This window comes from Rahnella sp. EDr1-12 (assembly GCF_049206505.1).
Taxonomy (GTDB): Bacteria; Pseudomonadota; Gammaproteobacteria; order Enterobacterales; family Enterobacteriaceae; genus Rahnella; species Rahnella rivi.
Map to the genome: position 1 here is coordinate 13548 of NZ_JBLZNY010000011.1, position 26398 is coordinate 39945.

34 protein-coding genes and 4 tRNA genes are annotated in these 26398 nt (G+C 51.9%); 23 read left to right on the plus strand and 15 right to left on the minus strand.

Annotated features, from left to right (window positions below):
- The first annotated feature begins 91 nt into the window (after window positions 1-91).
- The 21 genes from ACO0U8_RS23425 to ACO0U8_RS23525 all read left to right on the plus strand — a co-directional run bounded on the left by ACO0U8_RS23425 (window position 92) and on the right by ACO0U8_RS23525 (window position 12753).
- Entirely contained in the window at window positions 92-286 is a 195-nt protein-coding gene (locus ACO0U8_RS23425; RefSeq protein ID WP_056772726.1) for a hypothetical protein, read from the plus strand.
- 205 nt (window positions 287-491) lie between these two features.
- The gene (locus tag ACO0U8_RS23430) at window positions 492-695 is read left to right on the plus strand and encodes a tail protein X (protein ID WP_217202554.1); all 204 of its coding nucleotides are present in this window, start codon (window positions 492-494) and stop codon (window positions 693-695) included.
- Window positions 686-907, plus strand: coding sequence for an HP1 family phage holin (locus ACO0U8_RS23435; RefSeq protein ID WP_056772733.1), 222 nt, complete (start codon window positions 686-688; stop codon window positions 905-907). Before ACO0U8_RS23430 ends, ACO0U8_RS23435 begins: the two co-directional genes overlap by 10 nt.
- A complete protein-coding gene (locus tag ACO0U8_RS23440) occupies window positions 888-1397 on the plus strand; it encodes a lysozyme (protein WP_421671737.1) in 510 nt (169 codons plus the stop codon). The genes ACO0U8_RS23435 and ACO0U8_RS23440 overlap by 20 nt, the downstream gene beginning before the upstream one ends.
- Window positions 1398-1823, plus strand: a complete 426-nt coding sequence (lysB, locus tag ACO0U8_RS23445) for an Rz-like lysis system protein LysB (protein WP_421671738.1) — start codon at window positions 1398-1400, stop codon at window positions 1821-1823.
- Window positions 1714-1956, plus strand: coding sequence for an Rz1-like lysis system protein LysC (gene lysC / locus ACO0U8_RS23450; RefSeq protein WP_414072887.1), 243 nt, complete (start codon window positions 1714-1716; stop codon window positions 1954-1956). Before lysB ends, lysC begins: the two co-directional genes overlap by 110 nt.
- Window positions 1919-2380 (plus strand): phage tail protein, encoded by a 462-nt coding sequence (locus tag ACO0U8_RS23455; RefSeq protein WP_056772743.1) that lies wholly within the window; start codon window positions 1919-1921, stop codon window positions 2378-2380. The genes lysC and ACO0U8_RS23455 overlap by 38 nt, the downstream gene beginning before the upstream one ends.
- Window positions 2381-2461: 81 nt before the next feature.
- Window positions 2462-3103: a phage baseplate assembly protein V gene (locus ACO0U8_RS23460; RefSeq protein ID WP_421671739.1), complete on the plus strand. Its 642-nt coding sequence runs from the start codon at window positions 2462-2464 to the stop codon at window positions 3101-3103.
- A complete protein-coding gene (locus ACO0U8_RS23465) occupies window positions 3100-3450 on the plus strand; it encodes a GPW/gp25 family protein (RefSeq protein WP_056772748.1) in 351 nt (116 codons plus the stop codon). The genes ACO0U8_RS23460 and ACO0U8_RS23465 overlap by 4 nt, the downstream gene beginning before the upstream one ends.
- A 5-nt stretch (window positions 3451-3455) precedes the next feature.
- The gene (locus ACO0U8_RS23470; protein ID WP_421671740.1) at window positions 3456-4364 is read left to right on the plus strand and encodes a baseplate assembly protein; all 909 of its coding nucleotides are present in this window, start codon (window positions 3456-3458) and stop codon (window positions 4362-4364) included.
- The gene (locus ACO0U8_RS23475; protein WP_421671741.1) at window positions 4357-4884 is read left to right on the plus strand and encodes a phage tail protein I; all 528 of its coding nucleotides are present in this window, start codon (window positions 4357-4359) and stop codon (window positions 4882-4884) included. The genes ACO0U8_RS23470 and ACO0U8_RS23475 overlap by 8 nt, the downstream gene beginning before the upstream one ends.
- 11 nt (window positions 4885-4895) lie before the next feature.
- Window positions 4896-6416 (plus strand): phage tail protein, encoded by a 1521-nt coding sequence (locus ACO0U8_RS23480; RefSeq protein ID WP_421671742.1) that lies wholly within the window; start codon window positions 4896-4898, stop codon window positions 6414-6416.
- A gap of 9 nt (window positions 6417-6425) precedes the next feature.
- Window positions 6426-6854 carry a tail fiber assembly protein gene (locus ACO0U8_RS23485; RefSeq protein ID WP_390973196.1) on the plus strand — a complete coding sequence of 143 codons (429 nt, stop codon included), beginning with the start codon at window positions 6426-6428 and terminating at the stop codon, window positions 6852-6854.
- Window positions 6855-6992: 138 nt separating this feature from the next.
- Window positions 6993-8162 carry a phage tail sheath protein gene (locus ACO0U8_RS23490; protein ID WP_122096163.1) on the plus strand — a complete coding sequence of 390 codons (1170 nt, stop codon included), beginning with the start codon at window positions 6993-6995 and terminating at the stop codon, window positions 8160-8162.
- 14 nt (window positions 8163-8176) lie between these two features.
- On the plus strand, window positions 8177-8686 hold the full coding sequence (locus tag ACO0U8_RS23495; protein WP_056772763.1) for a phage major tail tube protein: 510 nt from the start codon (window positions 8177-8179) through the stop codon (window positions 8684-8686).
- 60 nt (window positions 8687-8746) lie between these two features.
- Complete coding sequence (locus ACO0U8_RS23500; protein ID WP_056772765.1) at window positions 8747-9031, plus strand: phage tail assembly protein; 285 nt, start codon at window positions 8747-8749, stop codon at window positions 9029-9031.
- A 32-nt stretch (window positions 9032-9063) separates the two neighbouring features.
- Entirely contained in the window at window positions 9064-9186 is a 123-nt protein-coding gene (locus ACO0U8_RS23505) for a GpE family phage tail protein (RefSeq protein ID WP_200930282.1), read from the plus strand.
- Window positions 9179-10873 carry a phage tail tape measure protein gene (locus ACO0U8_RS23510; RefSeq protein ID WP_421671743.1) on the plus strand — a complete coding sequence of 565 codons (1695 nt, stop codon included), beginning with the start codon at window positions 9179-9181 and terminating at the stop codon, window positions 10871-10873. Before ACO0U8_RS23505 ends, ACO0U8_RS23510 begins: the two co-directional genes overlap by 8 nt.
- Window positions 10870-11340, plus strand: a complete 471-nt coding sequence (locus ACO0U8_RS23515) for a phage tail protein (protein ID WP_056772772.1) — start codon at window positions 10870-10872, stop codon at window positions 11338-11340. The genes ACO0U8_RS23510 and ACO0U8_RS23515 overlap by 4 nt, the downstream gene beginning before the upstream one ends.
- 3 nt (window positions 11341-11343) lie before the next feature.
- Window positions 11344-12504, plus strand: a complete 1161-nt coding sequence (locus tag ACO0U8_RS23520; RefSeq protein WP_421671744.1) for a contractile injection system protein, VgrG/Pvc8 family — start codon at window positions 11344-11346, stop codon at window positions 12502-12504.
- Window positions 12505-12570: 66 nt separating this feature from the next.
- Window positions 12571-12753 carry an ogr/Delta-like zinc finger family protein gene (locus ACO0U8_RS23525; protein ID WP_072158068.1) on the plus strand — a complete coding sequence of 61 codons (183 nt, stop codon included), beginning with the start codon at window positions 12571-12573 and terminating at the stop codon, window positions 12751-12753.
- A 92-nt stretch (window positions 12754-12845) separates the two neighbouring features.
- Here the strand turns inward: ACO0U8_RS23525 and rplS are convergent, their stop codons facing one another.
- From rplS to ffh, 5 genes are all read right to left on the minus strand, one after another.
- Complete coding sequence (rplS, locus tag ACO0U8_RS23530) at window positions 12846-13193, minus strand: 50S ribosomal protein L19 (RefSeq protein WP_056772777.1); 348 nt, start codon at window positions 13191-13193, stop codon at window positions 12846-12848.
- Window positions 13194-13271: 78 nt separating this feature from the next.
- Window positions 13272-14015 (minus strand): tRNA (guanosine(37)-N1)-methyltransferase TrmD, encoded by a 744-nt coding sequence (gene trmD, locus ACO0U8_RS23535; RefSeq protein ID WP_122096371.1) that lies wholly within the window; start codon window positions 14013-14015, stop codon window positions 13272-13274.
- A gap of 67 nt (window positions 14016-14082) precedes the next feature.
- On the minus strand, window positions 14083-14631 hold the full coding sequence (gene rimM / locus ACO0U8_RS23540; protein WP_056772783.1) for a ribosome maturation factor RimM: 549 nt from the start codon (window positions 14629-14631) through the stop codon (window positions 14083-14085).
- An 18-nt stretch (window positions 14632-14649) separates the two neighbouring features.
- Window positions 14650-14898 carry a 30S ribosomal protein S16 gene (gene rpsP, locus ACO0U8_RS23545; RefSeq protein WP_056772785.1) on the minus strand — a complete coding sequence of 83 codons (249 nt, stop codon included), beginning with the start codon at window positions 14896-14898 and terminating at the stop codon, window positions 14650-14652.
- Between the two features lie 189 nt (window positions 14899-15087).
- Entirely contained in the window at window positions 15088-16449 is a 1362-nt protein-coding gene (gene ffh, locus ACO0U8_RS23550) for a signal recognition particle protein (protein ID WP_056772787.1), read from the minus strand.
- A gap of 164 nt (window positions 16450-16613) precedes the next feature.
- On the opposite strand from ffh, the gene ACO0U8_RS23555 reads away from it, so the two are divergent.
- Window positions 16614-17405 carry a cytochrome C assembly family protein gene (locus ACO0U8_RS23555; RefSeq protein WP_056772789.1) on the plus strand — a complete coding sequence of 264 codons (792 nt, stop codon included), beginning with the start codon at window positions 16614-16616 and terminating at the stop codon, window positions 17403-17405.
- Between the two features lie 16 nt (window positions 17406-17421).
- Window positions 17422-18711: an HlyC/CorC family transporter gene (locus ACO0U8_RS23560; protein ID WP_056772791.1), complete on the plus strand. Its 1290-nt coding sequence runs from the start codon at window positions 17422-17424 to the stop codon at window positions 18709-18711.
- A gap of 65 nt (window positions 18712-18776) precedes the next feature.
- Here ACO0U8_RS23560 and luxS read toward each other — a convergent pair whose 3' ends face one another.
- The 10 genes from luxS to alaS all read right to left on the minus strand — a co-directional run bounded on the left by luxS (window position 18777) and on the right by alaS (window position 26303).
- Window positions 18777-19292 (minus strand): S-ribosylhomocysteine lyase, encoded by a 516-nt coding sequence (gene luxS / locus ACO0U8_RS23565; RefSeq protein WP_056772793.1) that lies wholly within the window; start codon window positions 19290-19292, stop codon window positions 18777-18779.
- 157 nt (window positions 19293-19449) lie between these two features.
- Window positions 19450-21021 carry a glutamate--cysteine ligase gene (gshA, locus tag ACO0U8_RS23570; RefSeq protein WP_056772794.1) on the minus strand — a complete coding sequence of 524 codons (1572 nt, stop codon included), beginning with the start codon at window positions 21019-21021 and terminating at the stop codon, window positions 19450-19452.
- A gap of 85 nt (window positions 21022-21106) precedes the next feature.
- Entirely contained in the window at window positions 21107-21535 is a 429-nt protein-coding gene (locus tag ACO0U8_RS23575; RefSeq protein ID WP_056772797.1) for a YqaA family protein, read from the minus strand.
- Window positions 21532-22098, minus strand: coding sequence for a fructose-1-phosphate/6-phosphogluconate phosphatase (gene yqaB, locus ACO0U8_RS23580; protein ID WP_056772800.1), 567 nt, complete (start codon window positions 22096-22098; stop codon window positions 21532-21534). Before yqaB ends, ACO0U8_RS23575 begins: the two co-directional genes overlap by 4 nt.
- A gap of 315 nt (window positions 22099-22413) precedes the next feature.
- Window positions 22414-22490: transfer RNA gene (locus ACO0U8_RS23585), tRNA-Arg, on the minus strand.
- 53 nt (window positions 22491-22543) lie between these two features.
- Window positions 22544-22620: transfer RNA gene (locus ACO0U8_RS23590), tRNA-Arg, on the minus strand.
- Window positions 22621-22731: 111 nt separating this feature from the next.
- A tRNA-Arg gene (locus tag ACO0U8_RS23595) sits at window positions 22732-22808 on the minus strand.
- An 8-nt stretch (window positions 22809-22816) separates the two neighbouring features.
- Window positions 22817-22909, minus strand: a tRNA-Ser gene (locus ACO0U8_RS23600).
- 325 nt (window positions 22910-23234) lie between these two features.
- Window positions 23235-23420: a carbon storage regulator CsrA gene (csrA, locus tag ACO0U8_RS23605; protein WP_013574027.1), complete on the minus strand. Its 186-nt coding sequence runs from the start codon at window positions 23418-23420 to the stop codon at window positions 23235-23237.
- A gap of 255 nt (window positions 23421-23675) precedes the next feature.
- Window positions 23676-26303: an alanine--tRNA ligase gene (gene alaS, locus ACO0U8_RS23610; RefSeq protein ID WP_217202703.1), complete on the minus strand. Its 2628-nt coding sequence runs from the start codon at window positions 26301-26303 to the stop codon at window positions 23676-23678.
- Window positions 26304-26398 lie beyond the last annotated feature (95 nt).

The window sequence follows — 26398 nt, forward strand, 5'->3', positions numbered from 1 at the left end:
GAATTATATTTTTTAAAATGCGCAGAGTGTTGACGTATTAACTCAATTAAAGAATACTGTATATAAACACAGTATCTGGCGAGGGGAGAAAATGGAAAACCTGACTAAACAACAGCTAACGTTGTCCAGGATACAACTGATCGCAGACATTTCGCAGACGGCGCAGTGCAATCCAAAAGAATTTCTGGTCGTGATGTCACTGATATCGGAACTGGCCAGCCAGGCTCTGACGGACGAACATCAGGATGCACTCTTCTATAACGGGAGCACTGACGACGCCCACTGATCGCCAGAGACTACGGGCGGTGTTTGTCACATACCCGGCGCTTACCCATCCCCTTTCAGGCCGGACTAAGCGCCCCGCCATTTTCGTCCATCCCCCTTTCTTGTTGTGCCAATAGTTTCACAACCCCCTTACGTTGCCGCCTTCCTCTCTCTTGCGCAGACTGAAATCACCTTCTGACGATTTCATTCACCCGCGGAGAACCCCCATGAAACTTTACGCAGAACAGGGCGACACAGTGGATTCCATGTGCTGGCGTTATTACGGCCGAACCGCTGTTGTTGTCGAGAAAGTCTATGCGGCGAACAAAGGCATTGCCGATCTGGGCGCATTGTTACCCCACGGCACCGCCATCGACATGCCGGATGTCGCGGAGCAAACCCAGCAGGAAATACTCAAATTATGGGACTGAATACCGAACGCATCAGCTCAGCCTGCGCATATTTCATCGCCACGTCACTGACCTGGCTGGCGGGTATCACCTCGCAGGACATTGCCTTTCTGATTGGATCCGCCGTCGGTATCGGCACCTTTTTAGTTAACTGGTACTACCGGCGCAAAAGCTTTCAGCTGCTGGCACGCAACGGTCTGAACAAAGACACCTATGAAAACCTCAACTCTTAAACGCTGCAGTGCCGCGGTGGTGTTAGGGCTGATGGCGGCACTGCCAGGCTACACCTCATTGCAGGTTTCGGAAGAAGGTTTACGACTGATCACCGATTTTGAAGGCTGTCAGCTGCAACCCTACCAGTGCAGCGCTGGCGTATGGACCAGCGGTATCGGCCACACGGCAGGAGTGAAGCCGGCGCAGGAGATAACCGAACATCAGGCCGCTGAAAACCTGCTGGCAGATATTCAGCGAACCGAGAGCGCCCTCAAAAAATGCATGCCGGGCGTGATGCCACAGCCGGTTTTTGATGCCGTGGTGTCATTCAGCTTTAACGTCGGCACCGGAGCTGCGTGTCAGTCAACACTGGCGTTTTTCATCAACAAGCAACAATGGCAACAAGCCTGTGACCAGCTGCCACGCTGGGTTTTCGTCAACGGTGACCGCAACCGGGGTCTGGAACGCCGGCGAAACGCCGAACGTGCTCTCTGCCTGAAAGGGGTCTGAATGCGCATATTACTGGTCATTCTGACCGCCATGTTTTTGCTGATCGTCATCCTGCTGCTTTTCAATCGCTCACTACAGCACGATCTCAACCACGCCGCTCAGCAACGCGACGCGCTGGCGGTTTCACTGCAACAACGTGAGCAGATGATCACTGAACTGAACCAACAAATGCGCCAGCGCGAACAGGCTGAACTGGCATTACGCGAAGATCTGAGTTCCGCCCGGCAAATAATGCAAACCCGCGAACAGCAAAGACAAAGGAGCCTTCATGTTAATGCGCAAAACCGTCAGTGGGCTGACAGCGGGCTGCCTGCTGATATTAGCCGGTTGCACCAGCGCCCCGCCTTCAGCTCCGCCAGCGATTATTTACGTTGGCTGTCCGGCGGTCAGCGCCTGCCCGATTCCGGCCAGCCATCCCGTCACTAACCAGGATCTGAGCGCCGACATTCTTCAGCTGGAATCTGCGCTGATGGACTGCGGCTTACAAATTGAAGCCATCAAAAAGTGTCAGGAGGCACAACATGCAAAAACCGATTCAGTTGCAACAACGGCTGATTGAACAGATCCCCCTGCTTGCAGCCGCACCTGAAAAACTGGTGCTCGCCACCGGCCCCGGCAAGGTGGTCGCCACATCAGCGCCGTCGCTTTCTTTTGAATACCGCTATCCGCTGACGTTGACTTTTACCGACGACGCACTCAGCGAAACCTTGGTTGATCTGGCCGTGGTCACCGTTCTCGACTGGCTGCAGGTTAATCAGCCTGAAATTCTTGGCAACGCTCTGCACCGGCTGAATGATTTCTCGTTCTCTCAGCAGGCGGGCAGCCTGGTGCTGACGCTGCAACTGACCGAGCGCGTGCAGGTTTCCGATACAGGTGATGTTCGCACCATCACTCACCTGCCTGAACCGCCGCTGCCGGAAAACGTGGCGCTGCCGCGTCAGGTTTATCTTAACGGAGAACTGATCAGCAGCTGGACGGTGTGACCCGATAAACCTTGTTGTGTCAGCCGCGGCCGAACGGCCATCGGTTGTCGCTCAACCCTCTGAAACGGCATCCTTTATCCCATGAATACGACTCTTCAACTCAACGACATAATGCGGCTGATTGGCAATCTGGTGCGCATCGGTAACGTCTCAGAACTGGATCTGGCTAACGCCCGCTGCCGCGTCGCGACGGGCAGCAACGTGACGGCCTGGCTGCCGTGGATGACGCACCGCGCAGGCCGCACGCGCAGCTGGTGGGCGCCCTCTGTCGGCGAACAGGTGTTGCTGCTCTCGATGGGCGGCGAACTGAATACGGCATTCGTCTTGCCGGCTGTTTTTTCGGATTCCTCGCCCGCACCTTCAGCTTCGGCGGATGCCCTTCATCTGGCCTTTCCGGACGGCGCCATTTTTGAATACGAACCGGCAAACGGCGCGCTGAAAGTCACCGGCGTCAAAACGGCGGTGATCAATGCATCGCAGAACGTGGAGGTCACAGCACCTGAAATCCGCTGCACCGCCAGTACGCGCATCACCCTGGATACGCCGGAAGTGGTTTGCACCAGCAAGCTGACCACCGGCTCACTCGAGGTCAAACAAGGCGGCACGCTGACCGGCAATGTAATTCACAGCGGCGGCAGCCTGACATCCAACGGCACTATTGTGCACACCCACCGCCACAGCGGCGTCCAGACCGGCGGTGGCCAGACAGGAGGCCCGCAATGAGCAAACCAAAATACCTGGGAATGGACAGAAACAGCGGCACGGCGATTGAAGATCTCGACCATATCCGCCAGTCCGTGAGCGACATTTTGACTACACCGGTGGGTTCCCGTGTGATGCGCCGCCATTACGGCTCGCTGCTTTCTGAACTGATTGACCAGCCGCAAAACGGCGCGTTGCGGCTGCAAATGACCGCAATTTGCTACACCGCGCTGTTGCAGTGGGAGCCCCGCATCTCACTGAATGCCATCACTTTCGACTCCGATTACACCGGCAAGATGGTGGTGGAACTGACCGGAAGCCGTACCGATACGGCAACGGATTTCTCCCTGAACATTCCTGTGAGCTGACACTTATGGCAACGATCGATTTGAGCCAGTTACCGGCCCCCGATGTGGTCGAACAACTGGATTATGAAAGCCTGCTTGAAGAACGTAAAACGACGCTGATCTCCCTCTACCCGGCCGACCAGCAGGAAGCCATCAGCCGCACGCTGACACTGGAATCCGAACCGCTGGTCAAGCTGTTGCAGGAGAACGCCTACCGCGAACTGATCCTGCGCCAGCGCGTCAACGAATCCGCAAGGGCAGTGATGGTGGCGTATGCGACGGGCAGTGATTTGGATCAGCTGGCGGCGAACAATGGCGTACAGCGACTGGTACTGACGCCTGCGGATAACACCAAAGTTCCACCCGTCCTGGCGGTCATGGAAAGTGATGCCGACTTCCGAACACGCATCCCGCAGGCCTTTGAAGGAATGAGCGTCGCCGGTCCTTCCGGCTCTTACGAATTCCACGGTCTCTCAGCCGATGGGCGGGTAGCGGATATTTCGGTTATCAGCCCGTCCCCCGCGAATGTCACCATTTCCGTGCTGTCACGCGAAGCCAATGGCATCGCTCCGGAAGATTTATTGGCCAAGGTGCGCATCGCATTAAACGACGAAAATGTTAGGCCAATAGCCGACCGGGTTCTGGTTCAGTCGGCAAGCGTGGTGCCGTATGAAATTGATGCCACGCTATACCTGTATCCGGGGCCTGAGTCTGAACCTATCACCCTCGCAGCCGAAGAAAAGCTGAAATCTTATATCAGCGATCAGCACCGCCTCGGACGTGACATTCGGCTATCTGCTATCTATGCCGCATTGCACGTAGAAGGTGTCCAGCGTGTGGAACTTGCTAAACCCGCCGCAGATATTGTGCTCGACAGTACACAAGCCTCTTACTGCACAAACTACGTCATTACCGTCGGAGGCTCCGATGAGTAACAGGTTGCTACCGAGTGGTTCCTCCGCGCTGGAACTGGCAGCCGCGGAAGCCTGCGCTGAACTGGCCCGTGTAAATGTTCCGCTGAAAACGTTATGGGATCCGCAAACCTGCCCGGCCAACTTTTTGCCCTATCTGGCATGGGCGCTGTCTGTCGACCGATGGGACAGTGAATGGCCTACGACGACAAAGCGCAGCGTGATTCAGTCCGCCTGGTTCATCCATCAGCACAAAGGCACCATCAGCGCTATCAAACGTGTGGTCGAGCCACTGGGTTATGTCATTAAGGTCACCGAATGGTGGGAAACCGATGATCCACCGGGCACTTTCAAACTCGATATCGGCGTTCTCGATTCCGGTATTGATGAAGCTATGTACGAAGAAATGGAACGCCTGATTGATGATGCGAAGCCTGCCAGCCGCCACCTAATCGGGCTGACTATTACCCAGGATATTCCCGGCACCGTTTATCTGGCCGCGGCAATGCATGACGCAGAAATACTCACTGTTTATCCGGACTGATAAGGAATCTTATGAGCAAATTTAAATCCGTCGTCACTACCCTCGGGCAGGCGCGCATCGCGTCAGCCATCGAAAGTGGAAAAGACGTGAATATTACCCAGCTGGCCGTCGGTGACGGTAATGGCAGCGCGACTGAACCCTCTGTGGGGCAGACGGCACTGGTCCATGAAACCTACCGCCTGAAGCTGAATTCCATCAAAATCGATAATAAAAATGCCAACTGGATTATTGCTGAAGCCATTATTCCGGCAGAAATCGGCGGTTTCTGGATGCGTGAAATGGGGTTGTTTTCCGCAGAAGGTGAACTGATTGCCGTCAGTAATATGGCCGACAGCTATAAACCTACGCTCGAAGAAGGTTCCGGCCGGACACAAACCCTGCGCATGGTGTTAACCGTCACAGATACCGAGGCGGTCAGCCTGACCATTGATGACACACTGATTATTGCGACCGAAGAATACGTTAATAATTTGCTGGCAGAACACGAAGCCTCACGGCGTCACCCCGACGGCACGCTGAGCGCGAAAGGTTTTGTTCAACTGAGCAACGCGGTGGACAGCACCAGTGAAATTCTGGCAGCAACGCCGAAGGCAGTAAAAACGTCTTACGACCTGGCGAAATCTGCGAATGATAATGCTAACGGGCGCTTACCCGCAGGCGGAACTGCTGTTGCAGCGGCCAAGCTGGCGACGGCAAGAAAAATAGCAGGAGTGGCATTTGATGGGACGGCGGATATCTCGCTGAATGCATCTAACATTGGACTCGGAAATGTAGGTAATTACCAGGCTGTCCAGGCTGGCGGTGGATTAAATTACGTGGAAAATCACAGAATTTATATTGACTGGGGTAAAGGCGATAAACTTTATGCGACCGTGGATAATGTCAGTCAGGGTGTTATTTATACGGGGAAAAATCCACCGACTCCTGGGGAAGTAGGTGCCTATCCGTCTTCAGGAGGAAATGTATCCGGTTATGTAAATGCACAATTCTTAGGTGCAAATGGATTGCCGAATCCAGGTTTAGGGCAAGGCACATATATTGGCTGGAATGAAAGTAATGGGCAGGGTGAGTCAAATTTTGTAAATAATAAAGGCGGTGGTTCTGGAGGATTTAATTTTAGAATAGTCAATTACCAAAACAGCGTACAAACAGGAAATGTATCTATCTCAGGTAATGGCGGTCTTAATACTTCAGGCTTACTTCAGGAAAATGGTCAGCGAGTTTTTACTCCGGTTAACCCGCAGCCCGTTGCTCGTAATACAGCTGGCTTTGGTCAAAGTGGATGGTGGCGGTGCGGTGATACAGGGATGATTTTCCAGTGGGGTTTTGTCAATAAAGGCAGCCGTGGTTGGCTCACAGTTAACTACCCTATCGCATTCCCAAGTGCATGCGCAAATGTACAAGTCACAGTCCTTAATGGAGGTGGTGGCGTGTTTTCAGATAACTTTGGAACAGCGCAGATCATCAATAATATAGGTTTCACCTGCGGGCAAGATAGCGGCGGCAGTTACTGGACAGCCATTGGCTGGTAAGGAGATGAGATGAATAATTATTTTTACAGCCCGGCTACCAATGGCTTCTATGCTGAAGAACTTCGGGATATCTATGAAAGTGCCGGAAGCTGGCCAGCAGATGCCCTTGCCGTTAGCCAAGAGGTTTATAACGAATTTCAGACCGAACCTTCACCTGATGGGAAAATGAGATCAAGCGGTCCAAATGGAATTCCTACTTGGGTAGATATTCCCGCACCTACAAAGGAACAAATTATTTTTGAAGCTAAAAATAAATTAACTTTGCTAATGACCAATGCGACATTGGCTATTTCCCCTTTACAGGATGCGATCGATATCGGTACTGCAACACAAGATGAACTGACACTTCTCAAAGACTGGAAAACCTACCGTGTCGCTCTGAACCGCCTGGATCTTTCAACCGCCCCTGACATCACCTGGCCCGAAATTCCGGCCTGACTTAAGCCCCTCCGGGGGCTTTTTTATTATCTAATCCCCCCTCTGTTGTGCCACCGCCCCCACGCCCCTGATCGAATGCGCTTTTTGTTGTGAACCGGCATCCTTGCTTCACCACCCACAACAGAGAGAGTCACCCTGATGGCTGATTATCATCACGGCGTACGTGTCGTTGAAATCAACGACGGCACCCGCGTTATTTCTACCGTTTCCACCGCAATTATCGGCATGGTTTGTACCGCAGAAGATGCGGATGCCACTGTATTTCCTCTCAACACGCCGGTTCTTATCACTGACGTTCTGGCGGCCAGCGGGAAAGCCGGCACCAGCGGGACGTTGCGCGCTGCGCTTTTGGCGATTGCTGACCAGTGTAAACCTGTCACCGTCGTGGTACGTGTTGCCACTGGCGATGACGAGGCCGCGACCACCAGCAATATCATTGGCGGTTCTGATGCCAATGGCCGTTACACGGGCATGAAGGCACTGCTTTCTGCGCAGGCAGAACTGGGCGTGAAACCGCGTATTCTGGGCGTCCCTGGGCTGGATAATCAGGCTGTCGCAACCGCGCTGGCAGCCGTTTGCCAGCAGCTGCGTGCCTTCGGTTATATCAGCGCTTACGGCGCAAAAACGCTTTCCGATGCAATCAAATACCGCGACAACTTCAGCCAGCGTGAACTGATGCTGATCTGGCCGGATTTTGTGAACTGGAATACAGCGACCAGCCAGTCTGATATTGCTTACGCCACTGCACGCGCTTTGGGCTTGCGCGCCAAAATCGACCAGGAAACCGGCTGGCATAAAACCCTGTCAAACGTGGGTGTGAACGGCGTGACCGGTCTGTCGGCCAGCGTGTTCTGGGATTTGCAGGCCAGTGGTACCGATGCAGACCTGCTGAATCAGGCGGGTGTGACGACGCTGGTGCGCAAAGACGGTTTCCGTTTCTGGGGCAACCGTACCTGCAGCGACGATTCACTGTTCATTTTCGAAAACTACACCCGTACCGCGCAAGTGCTGGCAGACACCATGGCCGAAGCGCATATGTGGGCGGTCGATAAACCGATGACCCCGACGCTGGTACGCGACATGATCGACGGCATCAAAGCCAAAATGCGTGAAATGAAATCAGCGGGTTACATCATTGACGGCGACTGCTGGTACGACGAAGCCGCGAACACAGCGGAAACACTGAAAGCCGGCAAATTGTATATCGACTACGACTACACCCCGGTTCCTCCGCTGGAAGACCTGACCTTGCGCCAGCGCATCACCGACTCTTATCTGGTGAACTTTGCCGCGTCCATCAACAGTTAAGGAGACAATGACTCATGGCACTTCCTAAAAAATTAAAATACCTGAACCTGTTCAACGACGGGAACAGCTACCTCGGCCTGGTTTCCTCACTCACCCTGCCGAAACTGACCCGCAAGCTGGAAAACTATCGTGGCGGCGGCATGAGCGGTTCAGTCGCGGTGGATTTCGGTCTGGATGACGATGCACTGACGCTGGAATGGTCTATCGGCGGTCTGGATGAACTGGTTCTGCAACAATGGGGCAGCGTTTCCGATATCCCGCTGCGCTTTGCCGGTTCCTTGCAACGCGACGATACCGGTGATGTGTCAGCGGTCGAAGTGATGATGCGTGGCCGTCACAAGGAGTTTGATTTTGGTGAATATAAGCAAGGTGAAGACACCGAAACCAAAGTCACCACCCAGTGCACCTACTTCAAACTGACTATCGACGGCAAGCAGCTGATTGAGATCGACACCGTCAATATGGTGGAAATTGTCAATGGCGTTGATCGCCTGGCGCAACACCGCACCGCGCTCGGCCTGTAATTCCCTCTCCCAGAGCCGGCAGACATTGCCGGCTTCACTTGTGCTTAAACAGGAAAACGCATGAGCCAGACTGACAACAACAACACCGTGATTCTGGATGTGCCGCTAAAACGTGGCGACACCGACATTACTGAAATCCAGGTGACCAAACCGACGGCAGGCAGCCTGCGTGGCATCGGGCTTGCCGCGCTGGCGAATGCCGACGTCGATGCGCTGATCACGCTTTTGCCCCGCATCACTTATCCCAACCTGACCAAAGAAGAGTGCTCACGCCTCGAGCTTCCGGACCTGATTGCGCTGGCAGGCAAGGTGATTGGTTTTTTATCACCGAAACCGGCGGAGTAACTCTCTCCCCCCGCCTCACCGTGGATGATCTGATGGCTGACATCGCGGTGATTTTCCACTGGCCGCCGTCCGAAATGGACGGCATGTCGCTCACCGATCTGTTGAGCTGGCGCTATAAGGCATTGCAACGCAGCGGAGTAAAAACAGATGAGTAATGTCGAACAATTACCCACGACGTTGGGGAAAATAAATAAACAGCTGAAATCGCTGAAAGCGGCCACGGCAAACGCCTGGCAGACGTTTACCACGCTGCCGAAGAAAAGCTTATACAACGCGATGTCAGAAGACATCAGCGACGTTATCTGGGAACTCAGATCTTTAGATAATCAGTCACGCCCGCTGGCGCATTTCCTGAAACCGCATGTTGAGCTGTCGGCGGGAGATCCGGAGTCAGTTAAACCCGCCAAACCGGTTAATCAATACGCGTCCGAGCGCAGGAGCGCGGAAAGTATTTCGGCTGGGCGCCGGGCCGTTGTTGAGCAGAAAGGCATGGAACCTGGCGAGCAGTTTACACATCGCGAGGAAATTATCGGGCAACTGAAATCGGCCAGCTCAGACGCCATCAGCTTCGCCCTGCCTCAGCTGGAACTGGCAAAAAACTTTCTCAAACCCGGCGCGGATCTGCAAGTCAGCCTTTCTGAGCTTCAGTCGGTGCTCGGCCTGCAAAATGAAGATCCGCACGTTGCGGCGTTGCGTCAGCAAAGTCTGTCGATGGCGACATCAGGTCATTCACCGGCGGACGTGGTCGCTGCGCAGAAAAAGTTAGCGGATAGCGGGCTCGATGCCAATCAGGTTCTGGCACAGACGCCGGGGGAACTCAACGGTTCAACGCCGGCGGCACAAACGGCCATCACCGTAAAAGGCGACAACCTGGACGGCGACATAACCAAACTCTTTGCCACCTGGGACACGCTGCGCATCAATCTCTTCGAAGGGCAAAGTGCGGCGCTGCGCGATCTCACACAAACCGCCACTCAATGGCTGACCACGCTCAATACCTGGATCAACGATAATCCTCAACTGGTCAACGCGCTGCTCGGCATGGCGCTGGGGATCACCGGAGTGATTGGCGGGTTGGGTTCGCTCGGCATGGCCATCGCCCCGGTACTCAGCGGCGTTAACATGATAATGGCTGGCGCCGGATTGCTGGGCACCGTCTTCACCAGCACCGGTGGCGTGATCGCTGCCGCGTTTACCGCTATCGGATTGCCGCTGTTGCCGGTCATCGCGTTGATTGCAGGGATCGGGATTGCGGTGGTGAAACTCTGGGAGCCGATCAGCGCCTTCGTCAGCGGAATGATCGCCGGATTCAGTTCAGTCATGGGGCCGTTAAGTAATGCCTTTGCGCCCTTTAAATCGGCCCTCGGTTGGATTACCGATCTTCTGGCACCCATTAAATTCACTCAGGACGAACTGCGTGGCTACACCGATATCGGCAAATTGGTCGGGGCAGCCATCGGTGAAATTTTCGTGACGCTGAATAAAGCCGTGTCTCAAATCGGTGAAGTATTTAACTGGGCGCGTAAAAGTGTCGATTCCGTGCTTAACATTTTCAGCAGCGACACTGACGAACAGACAGAAGCTCAAAATCCGCCTGCTGCGTTTAATCCCGCTTTATCGGCGACGGGCGGCACACTCAGCCTGTATCAACCGGCCAAAGCCAGCGTGGCGAATAGCCTGACGGATAATCGGACCACCACGATGAATGTCAGTTTCACTGCCACACCGGAAACGGATTATCAGCAAATTCAGAGCTTTATTACCCGGACGCTCAACGAGCGCGACTGGAATAACGAAAATGCGCAACACAGTGTGTTTGATAATGGAGGGTTCTACTCATGATGATGTCGCTGGGCTTATTTGTATTCAAATTAAGCTCCCTGCCCTATCAGAATATTAACCATCAGGTGAATTACAACTGGGGCGAAAATGCTCGTTTTGGTCAGCGGGCGGTTTCACAGTTTCTCGGTTTGGGTCAGGAGAAGTTGACGCTGAAGGGCCAGCTGTTACCGGAGCTCACCGGGGGAGTGCGGTATCTGCAGGCATTGCAAAGTATGGCGGACTCGGGCCGCGCGTGGCCTCTTATTGAAGGTACCGGCACCATTTATGGCATGTTTATCATTGAGAGTCTGGTCAAGGACAGCGGCGAATTCAATACCCGCGGTCAGGCGCGCACTATTACTTTTACCCTCAACTTAAAACGCGTCGATGAATCCCAGGCGGCAATGTTTGGCGATCTCCTCGCTCAGGCCGAGGGCTTATATAACAAGGCGAGTTCGGCAGTCAGCAGTGTTATCGCAGGAGTCTAAACCATGCTTACGGATCTTCAGTTGCCCGCCGGCGCACGCATCGCCCCGGTGTTTACCCTAAAGATAAAAAATAAGGTCCTGGAAGAGAATATCACTGAGCGGGTGATCAATCTGACGGTGACTGATTACAGTGGCTTTGCTGCAGACACCCTGACGCTGACGTTTGACGACGGCGACCGGCAGCTGGAGATGCCCGCCAGAGGTACCGTTTTGCACCTGCATATGGGGTGGTCTAAACAGGCTTTATACGATTGTGGTTATTTTACGGTGGACACCGTCACCCATTCCGGAAGCCCTGACAGAATCGCCGTCACTGCCCGCAGCGCAGATTTTCGTGGCTCATTTGAAACCAAGCGGAGTCAGTCTTATGACGACTATACGCTGGGCGCGATCGTCAGAATTATCGCGAGCCGCAATAATTTCCCTCTGCCGGTTATCGATCAGGATCTCGATAATATTCCGATCCCGCATATTGATCAGACGGATGAAAACGATGGCTACTTTCTCACACGACTGGCACAAAACTACGGAGCCCAGGCCACGGTCAAAAATGGCTCGATCCTGTTTTTTAAACCTTTTACTGGCCGGACAGCATCCGGGCAGGCGTTGCCATGGAACACGCTGGTGCGCAGCGATGGTGATTCCCACACGTTTAAACTGGTTGATACGCTGGCCTATGAGAGCGTAAAAGCCCAGTGGCATGATGTGAAGAAAGCAGCAACGACGAGCGTAGCGCTGAAACGGACATCAACGCAGACTTCAAACTCGCAAAAGCAACATCCTGCATCGGTAACGCCGTCAGCTGAATTGAATACACCGGTCAAAGAGGAGACAAAAAGCTATATCGCAGGGTCAGGTAATAAAGTTCTGCTGCTGGCGACCCTGTATCCCGATGAACAATCTGCCAGGCGTGCGGCGGATTCTGTCTTCAATCGAATCCAGACAGAATCTTCAACTTTCAGCATAAAACTGGCGCTGGGGCGCGCCGATCTCAGCGCACAAATGCCGGTGATCGTGCAGGGTTTCAAGGATGTGATAGACCGCCAGCGGTGGGTGATTAACTCTGTCGTGCATAATCTCAATGAGAAAGGATTCACCACCACCTTGAATTTGAAGGTTTACACCGCGGATATTACTTATCAGTCTTCCACATCAGCATTATAAACTTGCTTTTGCGAGTTTATAGATTCATAATCACCTCATCGCCTAACTGTCATGCCGGAGGTTTTTATGATGCATTGCCCGCTTTGTGGAAAAGTCGCCCACACACGTTCAAGCCGTTATCTGAGTGAATCAACCAAGGAACGGTATCATCAGTGTCAGAATATTCAGTGCAGTTGCACGTTTGCCACACATGAGTCCGTCGCCAGGGTTATCTCTAAACCAGGCGGAAACCAGCCATCTGCGGCATAGTCAATTTGTCGTCACTGATGCAAAAAAAAGGGGTTAGCCGATGGCTAACCCCTTGTTCTATATTAACTAGTAGATGTCGCGTTAGCGATACCTTAGTTAAGACGCTCTTTGATACGAGCTGACTTACCAGTACGCTCACGCAGGTAGTACAGTTTAGCTTTACGAACGGCACCACGACGTTTAACAGCAATGCTGTCGATTACTGGGGAGTGAGTCTGGAATACACGCTCAACACCTTCGCCGTTAGAAATTTTGCGAACAGTGAATGCAGAGTGCAGACCGCGGTTACGAATAGCGATAACCACGCCCTCGAATGCCTGCAGACGCTTTTTAGAACCTTCAACGACCCATACCTTAACTTCCACGGAATCACCCGGACGGAATGCAGGTACGTCTTGCTTCATCTGCTCTTGTTCGATTTGTTTAATGATATTGCTCATAATATGTCTCTTACCCTAGGTAAACTGATATATCGGGAAGGCCTGGCAACGTGCTCAAGCGGTCCCTTCATAGTTTTGTTAACTAAGTCGATGTTCCTTTTGGAACTCTCTCAGTAACACCTCTTGCTCGTCAGTCAGAGCTAGGTTTTCCAGAAGTTCAGGTCTTCTAAGCCAGGTTCGACCCAGCGACTGTTTCAGGCGCCAGCGACGTATATCAGCATGATTTCCCGACAGTAACACCGGCGGTACCTCCATGCCTTCCAGCACTTCAGGGCGGGTATAGTGGGGGCAATCGAGCAATCCGTCAGCGAAAGAATCTTCTTCTGCTGAAGCCTGACGACCCAGAACGCCCGGTATAAAGCGGGAAACTGAATCAATCAGAGTCATTGCCGGCAACTCACCACCGCTGAGAACATAATCACCAATTGACCATTCTTCATCAATTTCGGTTTTGATTACGCGCTCATCAATCCCTTCATAACGACCACAAACCAGAATAATTTTCTGGTGGGCCGCCAGTTCGCAAACACCGGTTTGATCCAGTTTGCGACCCTGAGGTGAAAGATAAATCACTTTCACACCTTCGCCTGCCGCTGCTTTTGCTGCATGAATCGCTTCCCGCAAGGGTTGCACCATCATCAGCATGCCGGGACCACCGCCGTAAGGGCGCTCATCCACGGTACGATGTCGGTCGTATGCGAAGTCACGAGGACTCCAGCAATTTACGCTCAACAGGCCATTCTTAACTGCCCGGCCAGTTACCCCGTAATCCGTAATTGCGCGGAACATTTCAGGAAACAGGCTAATTATACCGATCCACATAGCCTACCCCTTCCAAATGTTTGACCGCTCAACCAGACGTTGTTTACATCAGTAAACACTACGGAGGTCAAAAACCAGGATCCCAATCTACTTCAACAGTGCGAGTAGCGAGATCGACTTTCTTGATAACCTGCCCATCGAGGAACGGAATTAACCGCTCCTTGAGTCCGAAGGCATCTTTCAGGTTGGCTTTCACTACCATGACATCGTTAGAACCGGTTTCCATCATATCGATGATTTTGCCCAGCTCGTAACCGGAAGTCGTCACTACCTGGCAACCAAAAAGGTCTTTCCAGTAATAGTCACCGTCTTCCAGTACAGGTAGTTGCTTTGAATCGACGACAATTTCGCAATTAGTCAGAAGATTCGCAGCATCCCGATCATCAACGCCTTTGACTTTGATAATCAGATCCTGAGTGTGGCGTTTCCAGCCTTCCAGCTCGATAACCTGCCACTTACCGGCACGCTGGATAAACCAGGGCTGGTATTCGAAGATGCTTTCAGCGTCTTCGGTGGATGAAAACACTCTGAGCCAACCACGAATGCCGTATGTTGAACCCATTTTGCCGAGAACTAACGGCTCAGCGGGTACCACTGGATTGGATTGCTTGCTCATTGCCACCACCGCGACAGATTAAGCTGCTTTCTTAGCGTCTTTGATCAGCGCAGAAACGCGATCAGAAACGGTTGCACCCAGATCTACCCAATGGGCAACACGATCCAGGTCCAGACGCAGAGCTTCAGCCTGGCCAGAAGCCAATGGGTTGAAGAAACCTACGCGTTCGATGAAACGACCGTCACGAGCGTTGCGGCTGTCGGTCACTACTACTTGATAAAACGGACGCTTTTTTGCGCCGCCACGTGCTAAACGAATTGTTACCATAACATCCTCTTTAGTTAATAAAACAACCAGACCCCATCGGGGAACGGGGTCTGGTTGCAATATAAAAAGCCCCAAAATTTTACTCATTTTGGCGCAAAAAGCAATCGAAAGCGTAGATTGCCTCCGTCGCTATTTGCCTGAGCACATTTGGGGCCGTTTATGTGGCTGATAAATAGCCAGTGTTGTCGATTAGCGGCCTGGGAAACCTGGTGGCATCATACCCTTCATGCCACGCATCATTTTCGCCATACCGCCATTCTTCATTTTCTTCATCATGCGCTGCATATCGTCAAACTGCTTGAGTAAGCGGTTAACATCCTGCACCTGCATGCCGGAACCCAGCGCGATACGACGCTTGCGGGAACCTTTGATAATTTCGGGCTTAGCGCGCTCTTTCATCGTCATCGAATTGATGATCGCTTCCATTCGCACCAGTACCTTATCGTCCATCTGAGATTTGACGTTGTCTGGCAGTTGGCCAACACCCGGCAATTTACTCATCATACTCGCCATACCGCCCATATTGCGCATTTGCTTGAGCTGATCGAGGAAGTCGGTCAGATCGAAACCGTCGCCCTTCTTGAGCTTGTTGGCCAGTTTTTCAGCCTGTGCGCGGTCGACTTTACTCTCAATGTCTTCGATAAGAGAGAGAACGTCACCCATACCCAAAATACGTGAAGCGATACGATCAGGGTGGAACGGCTCAAGGGCATCGTTTTTTTCACCCATACCCAGGAATTTAATCGGCTTGCCGGTGATGTGGCGAATCGACAACGCGGCACCGCCGCGCGCGTCACCATCCACTTTCGTCAGGATCACACCGGTCAGTGGCAGCGCTTCGTTAAAGGCTTTTGCCGTATTTGCGGCATCCTGACCGGTCATGGCATCGACAACAAACAGGGTTTCAACCGGATTAATCGCGGCGTGAACCTGTTTGATTTCGTCCATCATCGCTTCGTCGACGTGTAAACGACCCGCGGTATCGACAATCAGGACATCATAAAATTTCAGTTTGGCTTGCTGAAGCGCACGGCGAACGATATCGACCGGTTTTTCCTGTACATCTGACGGAAAGAAATCCACTTCAACTTGCTGTGCCAGGGTTTCCAGCTGTTTGATCGCCGCAGGGCGATACACGTCAGCAGACACCACCAGCACTTTTTTCTTTTTCTTCTCTTTCAGGAATTTCGCCAGTTTACCGACGCTGGTCGTTTTACCGGCACCTTGTAAACCTGCCATCAGCACGACAGCCGGTGGCTGTGCCGCTAAATTGAGCTCGGTATTCGCCTCGCCCATCGCGTTTTCCAGTTCTTTCTGGACAATTTTGACGAATTCCTGACCCGGTGTAAGACTTTTATTGACCTCATGGCCAACAGCACTCTCTTTCACCCGGTTGATGAAGTCGCGAACGACTGGCAGCGCAACGTCAGCTTCCAGTAACGCCATGCGAACTTCACGCAACGTCTCTTTGATATTTTCTTCGGTCAGCCGCCCGCGGCCGCTGATATTGCGCAGTGTGCGCGACAATCGATCGCTTAAATTCTCAAACATCGTCTCTTGCTCAACGTAATGACAGGCCGCTTTTGCGACGTAATTGCGGGATTATAACACGAAGCGAGGACGATCTCTGCTTTGGTATCTCAGATAGGTTGGAGCGTGACGCGGGTAACGTTATACTGCGATTCTCATTCACTTTTCGATGCCACTGAAACGCTATGTCAGTTTTCGCTCTCGTCGCCATGTTGGCCTATCTGTTCAGCCTCGCACTGATCATTCCGAGCATCATCCGGAAGAACAGCGCATACCGACGTCTGGCACTGATTTCCGTGGTCGTCGCGCTGGTCTGCCATGCGGTCGCCCTGCAACAGCGTATTTTCGATGTCAGCACCGGCCAGAACCTGAGCCTGGTGAATATTGGTTCCGTCGTGAGTTTAATTATTGGCACGGTGATGACCATTGTCGCCTCGCGCAACCGCGGCTGGTTTGTTCTGCCTATTGTGTATAGTTTTTCGCTGATCAATCTGGCGTTCGTCACCTTCCTGCCGGGCGAGTTCATTACGCATCTTGAGGAAAGTAAAGGCTTACTGGTCCATATTGGCCTGGCGCTTTTCTCTTATGCGACGCTGATGATTGCCGCGCTATATGCACTGCAGCTGGCATGGCTTGATTATCAGCTGAAGAATAAACGTCTGACATTTACCGCTGATATGCCGCCGCTGATGAGCATCGAGCGGAAACTTTTTCACATCACCCAGATTGGCGTCATTTTACTGACGCTGACGCTGTGCACCGGATTGCTGTATCTGAACAACCTGTTCAGCCCGGAAAATATCGATAAGGCCGTTTTGTCGATACTTGCATGGTTCGTTTATATCGTCCTGCTGTGGGGCCATTATCACGAAGGCTGGCGTGGCCGCCGCGTGGTATGGTTCAGCATGGCGGGCGCCATCCTGCTCACTCTCGCCTATTTTGGCAGCCGCCTGATCCAGCAAATCATGGTTCATTAATTAAAAGGAATACCCGTTGGAGCACGTCTCGACAACAACCCTGATCATCACACTGATCATCATGGTGGTGGTTTCGGCTTATTTTTCAGCCTCCGAAACCGGTATGATGACACTCAACCGTTACCGGTTACGTCACCTTGCCAAACAAGGTAACCGGGGTGCGCGTCGCGTCGAAAAGCTGTTAAAACGCCCGGATCAGCTTATAAGCCTCGTACTTATCGGCAACAACCTGGTCAACATCCTTGCTTCCGCTCTGGCAACCATTGTGGGCATCCGTTTGTATGGCGATGCCGGTGTGGCCATTGCGACCGGCGTGCTGACCTTCGTGGTGCTGCTGTTTGCTGAAGTGCTGCCGAAAACCTTCGCCGCGCTTAACCCGGAACGTATCGCTTTTCCAAGCAGCCTGCTGTTGCGTCCTCTGCAGACCATCATGATGCCATTAGTGTGGATCCTGAACAGCCTTTCACGTCTCCTGATGAGAATGTGCGGTGTCAAAACCAACACCAGCCTCAGCGATGCGATGAGTAAAGAAGAGCTGAGAACCATCGTGAATGAATCGCGCTCGAACATCTCCCGTCGCAATCAGGACATGCTGCTTTCAGTGCTGGATCTTGAGAAAGTCACGGTCGATGACATCATGGTGCCGCGCAATGAGATTGTCGGGATTGATATTAACGATGACTGGAAATCGATCATCCGCCAGCTGACGCACTCACCGCATGGCCGCATTATGCTTTACCGGGATTCACTCGACGATGCCATCGGCATGCTGCGCCTGCGTGAAGCTTATCGCCTGATGACGGAGCGGAAAGAGTTCACCAAAGAAAATCTGCTGCGCGCTGCCGATGAGATTTACTACATACCCGAAGGTACACCCCTGAATATTCAGCTGGTGAAATTCCAGCGTAATAAGAAGAAAGTCGGGATTGTGGTCGATGAATATGGCGATATTCAGGGGCTGGTCACCGTCGAGGATATTCTTGAAGAGATTGTCGGTGATTTCACGACGTCGATGTCACCGACGCTGGCCGAAGAAGTGACGCCGCAAAGCGATGGTTCCGTGGTGATTGAAGGCAGTGCGAACGTTCGCGAGCTGAACAAAGCCTTTAACTGGACGCTGCCTGCCGACGGGCCGAGAACCATGAATGGTATGTTACTGGAGGTGCTGGAAGAGATCCCTAAAATCGGCACCAACTTACGCATTGAAGATTATGAAGTCGAAATTCTGGATGTGCAGGACAACATGATCAAACAAGTGCAGGTCCGTCCGTTGCATCCTTTGCAGACCAGTGTAAACCAGCACTAACCCACTCAAATTCCAGACATAAAAAAGACGCGAATTTCGCGTCTTTTTTGCTGCCGCTGAACGAACTAGATGTGCAGTTCGGACAGTTTTTCTTTCGGCAGAGCCAGATCGTCATTACGGTTCACGACAACATCGTGATCGAGAATGTGCTGCGCGATTTCCTGCGCTTCTTTAAGAGAATGCATCTCGTAGGTACCGCACTGATATTCGTTCAGCTCAGGGATCTGACGTTGCTCTTTTACTTTCAGAACATCCGCCATCGCTGCTTTCCAGGAATCAGCAACCAATTGCTCTTCAGGTACACCGATCAGGCTCATGTAGAAGCCGGTACGGCAACCCATCGGAGAAATATCGATGATCTCAACGCCATTTCCGTTGAGGTGATTACGCATGAAGCCTGCGAACAGGTGCTCCAGCGTGTGAATACCACGCTCTGGCATCACTTCAATGTTCGGGCGGCAAAAACGCAGGTCGAACACAGTGATGGTATCCCCGTGCGGGGTTTTCATGGTTTTTGCGACGCGAACAGCAGGTGCTGCCATACGGGTATGGTCTACGGTAAAGCTATCCAACAGTGGCATATCGTCACCTCTCCAAAATAAATTAAATTTTTTTACGAAATCAGGAAACCTTTTCCCAGCATGCAGGTCTTAATTAGTGAAAGACGCGCATTTGTTATCATCATCCCTGTAAACAGAGATGTTTATTTGGCCACATTAATTGTGGCCTTTTTCTTTTCTACTCTTCGGTACCGCCCGCGTGAGCGGCCAGATAGTCTTCTAAGCTTAGCTTGTCACCGGCTTCCATGTCGCGCTGACGTTGCCAGGAACCGTCCTGTTCTGCCAGTAACGCGCTTTCATCCAACACTTCCAGCGGTTCACTGATCAGCATCTGACGATATTTCTCGGCCAGTTCCAGTCCTAAATTACCCACGCCCTGCTGTTTCAATTCTTTCAGGATACGCGCGGAATAAGTCAGTTCCGGATCATCGAACGCCGCAACCAACTCTTTGCATACGTCCTGATAGAGATGGTCGCCATTTTGGCTATCCATCACCTGCGCGACCCGGTTTAAATCAGCGAACAAATCTTTGCCCACCTGAGCCAGCGGCTTACGGTCATCATTGCAGCCGATACCGATGGTCTGTCCGGGTTTACGCCCTTCAAGGATCACACGGTTCCAGTTTTGGCGCGTGCAAAGCAGCTCGTCGCTACTCATTTCCGGGGCATCGGCCAGGGCACACCATACCAAAAACAGATCGAGGAAACGCGCCTGCGTCGCATCAATACCGACCGGAGAGAACGGGTTAACGTCCAGCGATCGCACTTCAATGTACTCAATCCCGCTGCGCATCAGCGCATCAGAAGGTGTTTCACCTGATTTGGTGACGCGTTTAGGACGGATAGGCGCATAAAGCTCGTTCTCAATCTGTAACACATTCGTGTTCAGTTGCAGATACTTACCGTCTTTTTTCACACCCATCTCTGCATATTCTGCAGAAGGTGTGCGAATCGCTTTTTTAACGCCTTTAACGTAAGTCTCGAGATCGTTAAAGGTGATGCCTAGGTTGCTCTGCGATTTATTGGTATATCCTAAATCACTCAGGCGCAGCGACGTCGCATAGGGCAGATAACATAAGCCGCCCTCGGTATATTCGAAAGGCAGATCGGTTTTACGACCTTTAAGGAATGAGGAACAGATCGCCGGTGATGCGCCAAACAGATACGGAATCACCCAGCCAAAACGGTAATAGTTACGGATCAGCTTAAAATAACCGGCTGAAATCGCTTCTTTACCGCTTTCGGTATCGGTCACGCCCAGACGCTCCTGCCAGAACGACAGCGGCAGCGAGAAATTATAGTGAATGCCGGAAATCACCTGCATCAGCGCGCCATAACGATTCTTCAGGCCTTCGCGATACAATGTTTTCATGCGTCCCACGTTGGATGAACCGTACTGCGCCAGTTCAATATCCTGTCCGGAATCAATAAAACACGGCATGCTGAACGGCCACATGCGCTCTTCGCCGAGCTCACGGGCCACGTGACGATGAATGTCACGCAAAAATGCCATCAGATGATCAATATTGTCATCGACGGGGGTAATAAATTCTAATAAGGCTTCGGCAAAATCGGTGGTGATCCAGCGATGCGTCAGTGCCGCACCAAGAGATTCCGGATGGCCGGTTTTCGCTAATGAACCATCGGGATTAACACGCAGCGTTTCACGCTCAATACCGCGACGAATACCTTTTAATGCCTGAGGATGGGCTTCCAGCCAGGAAAGCGCCTGTGATACATCCGGGATCAAATTGACCTCCCGCTCTCTGAACTCATTGATTTGCAAGCAAAGCGTGTCTGCATAGATGTGACCATAATTGATGACTGATGCCAATCTAACTGAACCATGAAAGCCCCTGTAGCGTTACCACCGTAATAAAAACGTAACGCACTGCTTTTCCAATCAACATGAAAAAGACCACTGAGCCCCACGGCATTCGCAGCCAACCTGCTAATACGCATAACACATCACCGATCACCGGTAACCAGCTCAGCAACAAGGCGGCCGGTCCAAAGCGTTTCAGCCAGCCTTCTGCAACCTGTAGCCCACGTTGAGGCTTAAGCTGCGGCAAGAAGCGTCCGATGATGACGTTGGTTATGCCACCTAAGGTATTGCCAACAGATGCAGACAAAACCAGTGCCGCCGGCATTGCACTGCCAGCTGACAATAAAGCCACTAATAATACTTCTGAGTTGCCTGGTAACAACGTGGCACTTAAAAAGCTACTGCCAAATAAGGACGCCAGCGCTACGGCGCTACTCACAACGTACGCACATCCACAAAAGCCATATTGGCGCGTTTCGCCGCCTCAATACCAAAATCGGCGTCTTCGAACACAACGCATTTTTCAGGAGGCACACCGATGAGTTCAGCGCAGCGCAAAAATGTATCTGGTGCGGGTTTATGGTTCTGCACGTCATTCGCGCCGACAATGGCATCAAAGCAATCGCGTAACCCCAAATGACGCAACAGAGCATCCGCCATCCAGTGTTCACTGCCCGTTCCTACGGCCATCGGACGTCGACCACGGTAGGCCTTAACGACATCAATCAGAGGCAGCGGACGAACAGTATCGAGTAACATTTCCTGCACCGCGGCGGTTTTCTCTGCGGCAAGAAGATGAGGGTCCATCTCAACATGATTACTGTCGATAACAAACTTGGCGATGCGCCATGTCGGGGAACCATTCAGGGCAACCATGGATTCGACATCGTACTGCATACTGTATTTGGTTAATACCTGATGCCATGCCTTACGGTGCGTAGGCTCGGTATCCAATATGGTGCCATCCATATCAAATATTAGCCCTTCGTATCGATCGTACATCGAATGCTCCATGCTCACGAAAAAAACGGGAAAACTACTTTATCGCAAAGTCTGCCGAAAGTCGCATTTTGTCCGTTCACAGAGCACATCCGAACACGTTGAAAAAATCAGGGAAATGAAGTGGAAAACGCAGAGATGAAACGCAGAAAGCAAAAAACCCGCCGAAGCGGGTTTCTCTGACAGGCGGCAGCCAGAAAGATGACTCGGCAAGGGCTTGCCCTGCAGGCCGTTGCTAAAGGAACGTTATCTTTCTTCGTGCTACCTTCATGCCGGAGGACCTTGTGTGAAAATGGTCGCTGCAACATGTTTGGAATATGGTGCACCCAGGAAGATTCGAACTTCCGACCGCTCGGTTCGTAGCCGAGTACTCTATCCAGCTGAGCTATGGGTGCAAAGTGTGTTTACTACAGATTTTATTCGATGCGGGAAAAGCAGAGATAAAGAATGGTGCACCCAGGAAGATTCGAACTTCCGACCGCTCGGTTCGTAGCCGAGTACTCTATCCAGCTGAGCTATGGGTGCATTTTGATTCTTACTGCAGATTTTACCCAACCATTTTTCCGCACTACATCAGCGTTAGCTTCTGCCCATCACGCTCATTTGATTGCAAATCAACATACGCTTTGGAAAGTATGGTGCACCCAGGAAGATTCGAACTTCCGACCGCTCGGTTCGTAGCCGAGTACTCTATCCAGCTGAGCTATGGGTGCATTTTAAATGGCGGTGAGGCGGGGATTCGAACCCCGGATGCAGCTTTTGACCGCATACTCCCTTAGCAGGGGAGCGCCTTCAGCCTCTCGGCCACCTCACCATACGCCTCTTGCGAGTGTGCTGACTAACTTTGTTCAAGCTCATCGGCACTGCGTGGCGCACATATTACTTTCTGGCCCTTATAAGTCAAACCCTTTTTTCCACACAATCACTCGTTTGGACATTTCACGCGCAACCTGCACAGTTTGAAGGCAAAAAAGAGGGCAAAACGCATAAAAACCACGTTCTTTTTTACGCAAAGGGGATCACAGAGCATCGCTCGTAAAGAATGAAACAGATAAAAATACAGAAAAAGTCAGGCAGGAAAATCAGAAATATGCAGAAAAGAGGATCAGCGCCTCGCCGTCAGCGAGACGCCTCGTAAATCAGTAACTCGTCTGTTGAGATTTTTCAGCCTGAATACGCTGATAGATCTCTTCACGGTGAACGGAAACCTCTTTTGGCGCATTCACACCAATACGTACCTGATTACCTTTAACACCTAAAACGGTAACAGTAACCTCATCGCCAATCATGAGGGTTTCACCAACTCGGCGAGTTAGAATCAGCATTCTTTGCTCCTTGAATAATTAAAAGAGTCGGGTCTCTCAGTTTCCCGGCCATTATCGATGATAAGCGGGTAAAACGTAAGCCATGACCCTTACATTAACTGTAAGCGGCCTGCAACTTCAGCCATGAGTACTTTTAGTTTAGCTGAAATCAACGTTGTCGCGACCTTGCCGCGAAGCCTACCCCACCATTAAGACTGAAAACGCCATATTGCACAATACATTATGGCGCTTTCCAGGTTAGCGATTTATTTCTTCTTACAGCTTGGATTCCACCCAGGCTTCTACGGTAGCCAGGGCTGCCGGTAAAGCCTGAACATCGCTTCCCCCTGCTTGTGCCATGTCAGGACGACCACCGCCCTTGCCGCCCACCTGCTGGGCAACAGAAGCAATCAGATCCCCCGCTTTGACACGGTCAGTCAGATCTTTTGTGACACCGGCAATCAGGCTGACTTTATCGTCAGCGATGGTTGCCAGAACAATGATCACTGAACCTAACTGGTTTTTCAGATCATCAACCATCGTACGCAGAATTTTAGGCTCTACATTATCCAGCTGACGAACTAACAGCTTAACGCCTTTCACTTCTTTGGTCTGGCCCGACAGAGATGCGCTTTCCTGCGCAGCCTGCTGACCTTTCACTTGCTGAAGTTCTCTTTCCAGCACGCGCGAACGTTCGATCAGGGATCGGATCTTATCGGTAATACTGTTGACATCACCTTTTACCAGGTGTGCGACATCTTGCAGCAAATCACTTTGCTGATGCAGTGCATTGATCGCATTCTCACCCGTGATCCCTTCGATACGACGAATGCCTGCCGCAGTGCCCGACTCGCTCTGGATACGGAACAGGCCAATATCGCCGGTACGGCTGGCGTGAGTTCCGCCACACAGTTCTGTGGAGAAATCGCCCATGCTCAAGACACGGACGCTGTCTTCGTATTTTTCACCAAACAGTGCCATTGCACCTTTTTCTTTGGCTTCGTCCAAATCCATGATGGTGGTCTGGATAGGCAGATTACGACGAATTTGCGCATTCACCAGATCTTCAACCTGACGAATTTCTTCAGGCTTCATGGCTTCAAAATGTGAGAAGTCGAAACGCAGATAGTTATCGTTAACCAGTGACCCTTTCTGTGCGACGTGTTTACCCAGCACCTGACGCAATGCTGCGTGCAGTAAGTGAGTGGCTGAGTGGTTCAGACGGATACGGTCACGACGAGCCACATCCACTTCAGCTTCAACGCTGTCGCCAACGCTAAGCTTACCGGCATTCAGGGAACCCTGATGACCAATCGCTTTGCCGTATTTCTGAGTATCGGAAACAGAGAAGATACCAGCTGACGTTTTCAGGATGCCTTTATCGCCCACCTGTCCACCGGATTCACCATAAAATGGCGTGTCATCCAGTACCACGATGGCATTATCACCCGCCTGAATCTCGTTCACTGACTGACCGTCGATAAACAATGCCACCACTTTGGAATTGCGTTGCAGATGTTCGTATCCGGAGAACTGAGTCACACCGTCCACACGAACCATGCTGTTGTAGTCTGCGCTGAAACCGCTGGACTCACGAGCACGGCGACGCTGAACTTCCATCGCTTTCTCAAAACCGACTTCATCGACTTTCAGATTACGCTCGCGGCAAACATCGGCAGTCAGATCCAGCGGGAAACCGAAGGTGTCGTACAGACGGAAAGCAATTTCACCGTCCAGAGTGTCACCCGTCATTGCGGACAGTTCATCGTCCAGCAATGCCAGACCACGTTCCAGTGTGCGGGCAAACTGCTCTTCTTCAGTTTTCAGCAATTGTTCAACCATTGCCTGCTGTTCTTTCAGTTCCGCAGCCGCCGGGCCCATCACGTCGATCAGTGGGGCAACCAGTTTGAAGAAGAAAGTATCTTTGGCGCCCAGCATGTTGCCGTGACGGATCGCACGACGAATGATACGACGCAGCACATAGCCACGGTTTTCATTCGATGGGATCACACCGTCAGCGATCAGGAATGCGCACGAACGAATATGGTCGGCGATAACACGCAGGGATTTGCTGGTCAGATCGGTAGCGCCGGTCACTTCTGCCACGGCGGCGATCAGCTTCTGGAATAAATCGATGTCATAGTTTGAGTTCACATGCTGCATAACAGCGGTGATGCGCTCAAGCCCCATCCCGGTATCTACGGACGGTTTTGGCAATGGCAGCATCGTGCCGTCAGACTGACGGTTGAACTGCATGAACACGATGTTCCAGATTTCGATATAACGGTCGCCATCTTCTTCGGCTGAACCCGGAGGGCCACCCCAGATGTGATCTCCATGATCGAAGAATATTTCAGTACAAGGGCCGCAAGGGCCGGTGTCGCCCATTTGCCAGAAGTTGTCAGAGGCGAAAGCGCCGCCTTTATTATCGCCAATGCGGATAATACGTTCTTTAGGAACGCCAACTTCTTTTTCCCAGATTTCAAAGGCTTCGTCATCTGTCTCATAGACAGTGACCCACAATTTTTCTTTCGGCAGGTTAAACCAGTTTTCGCCGGTCAGTAATTCCCAGGCGTAGTTGATTGCATCATGCTTGAAGTAATCACCGAAACTGAAGTTGCCCAGCATTTCGAAGAAGGTGTGATGACGAGCGGTATAACCGACGTTTTCGAGATCGTTGTGTTTACCGCCTGCGCGTACGCAGCGTTGAGACGTGGTGGCACGGCTGTAATCGCGTTTATCCAGACCGAGGAAAACGTCTTTGAATTGGTTCATCCCGGCATTGGTAAACAACAGTGTCGGATCGTTTGTCGGGACAAGCGAACTGCTTGAAACAACGTTGTGTCCCTTGCTCTGGAAGAAATCGAGAAACGCTTGACGGATCTCAGCGGTGCTCTTGCTCATAAATATCCCGGAATCATGCTGGAAGAACGGCTCTTGAGCCGGATCACGCTGCATACGGCAGCAATCTGTACAGCTCACGAACGAAAAAGTGCGGA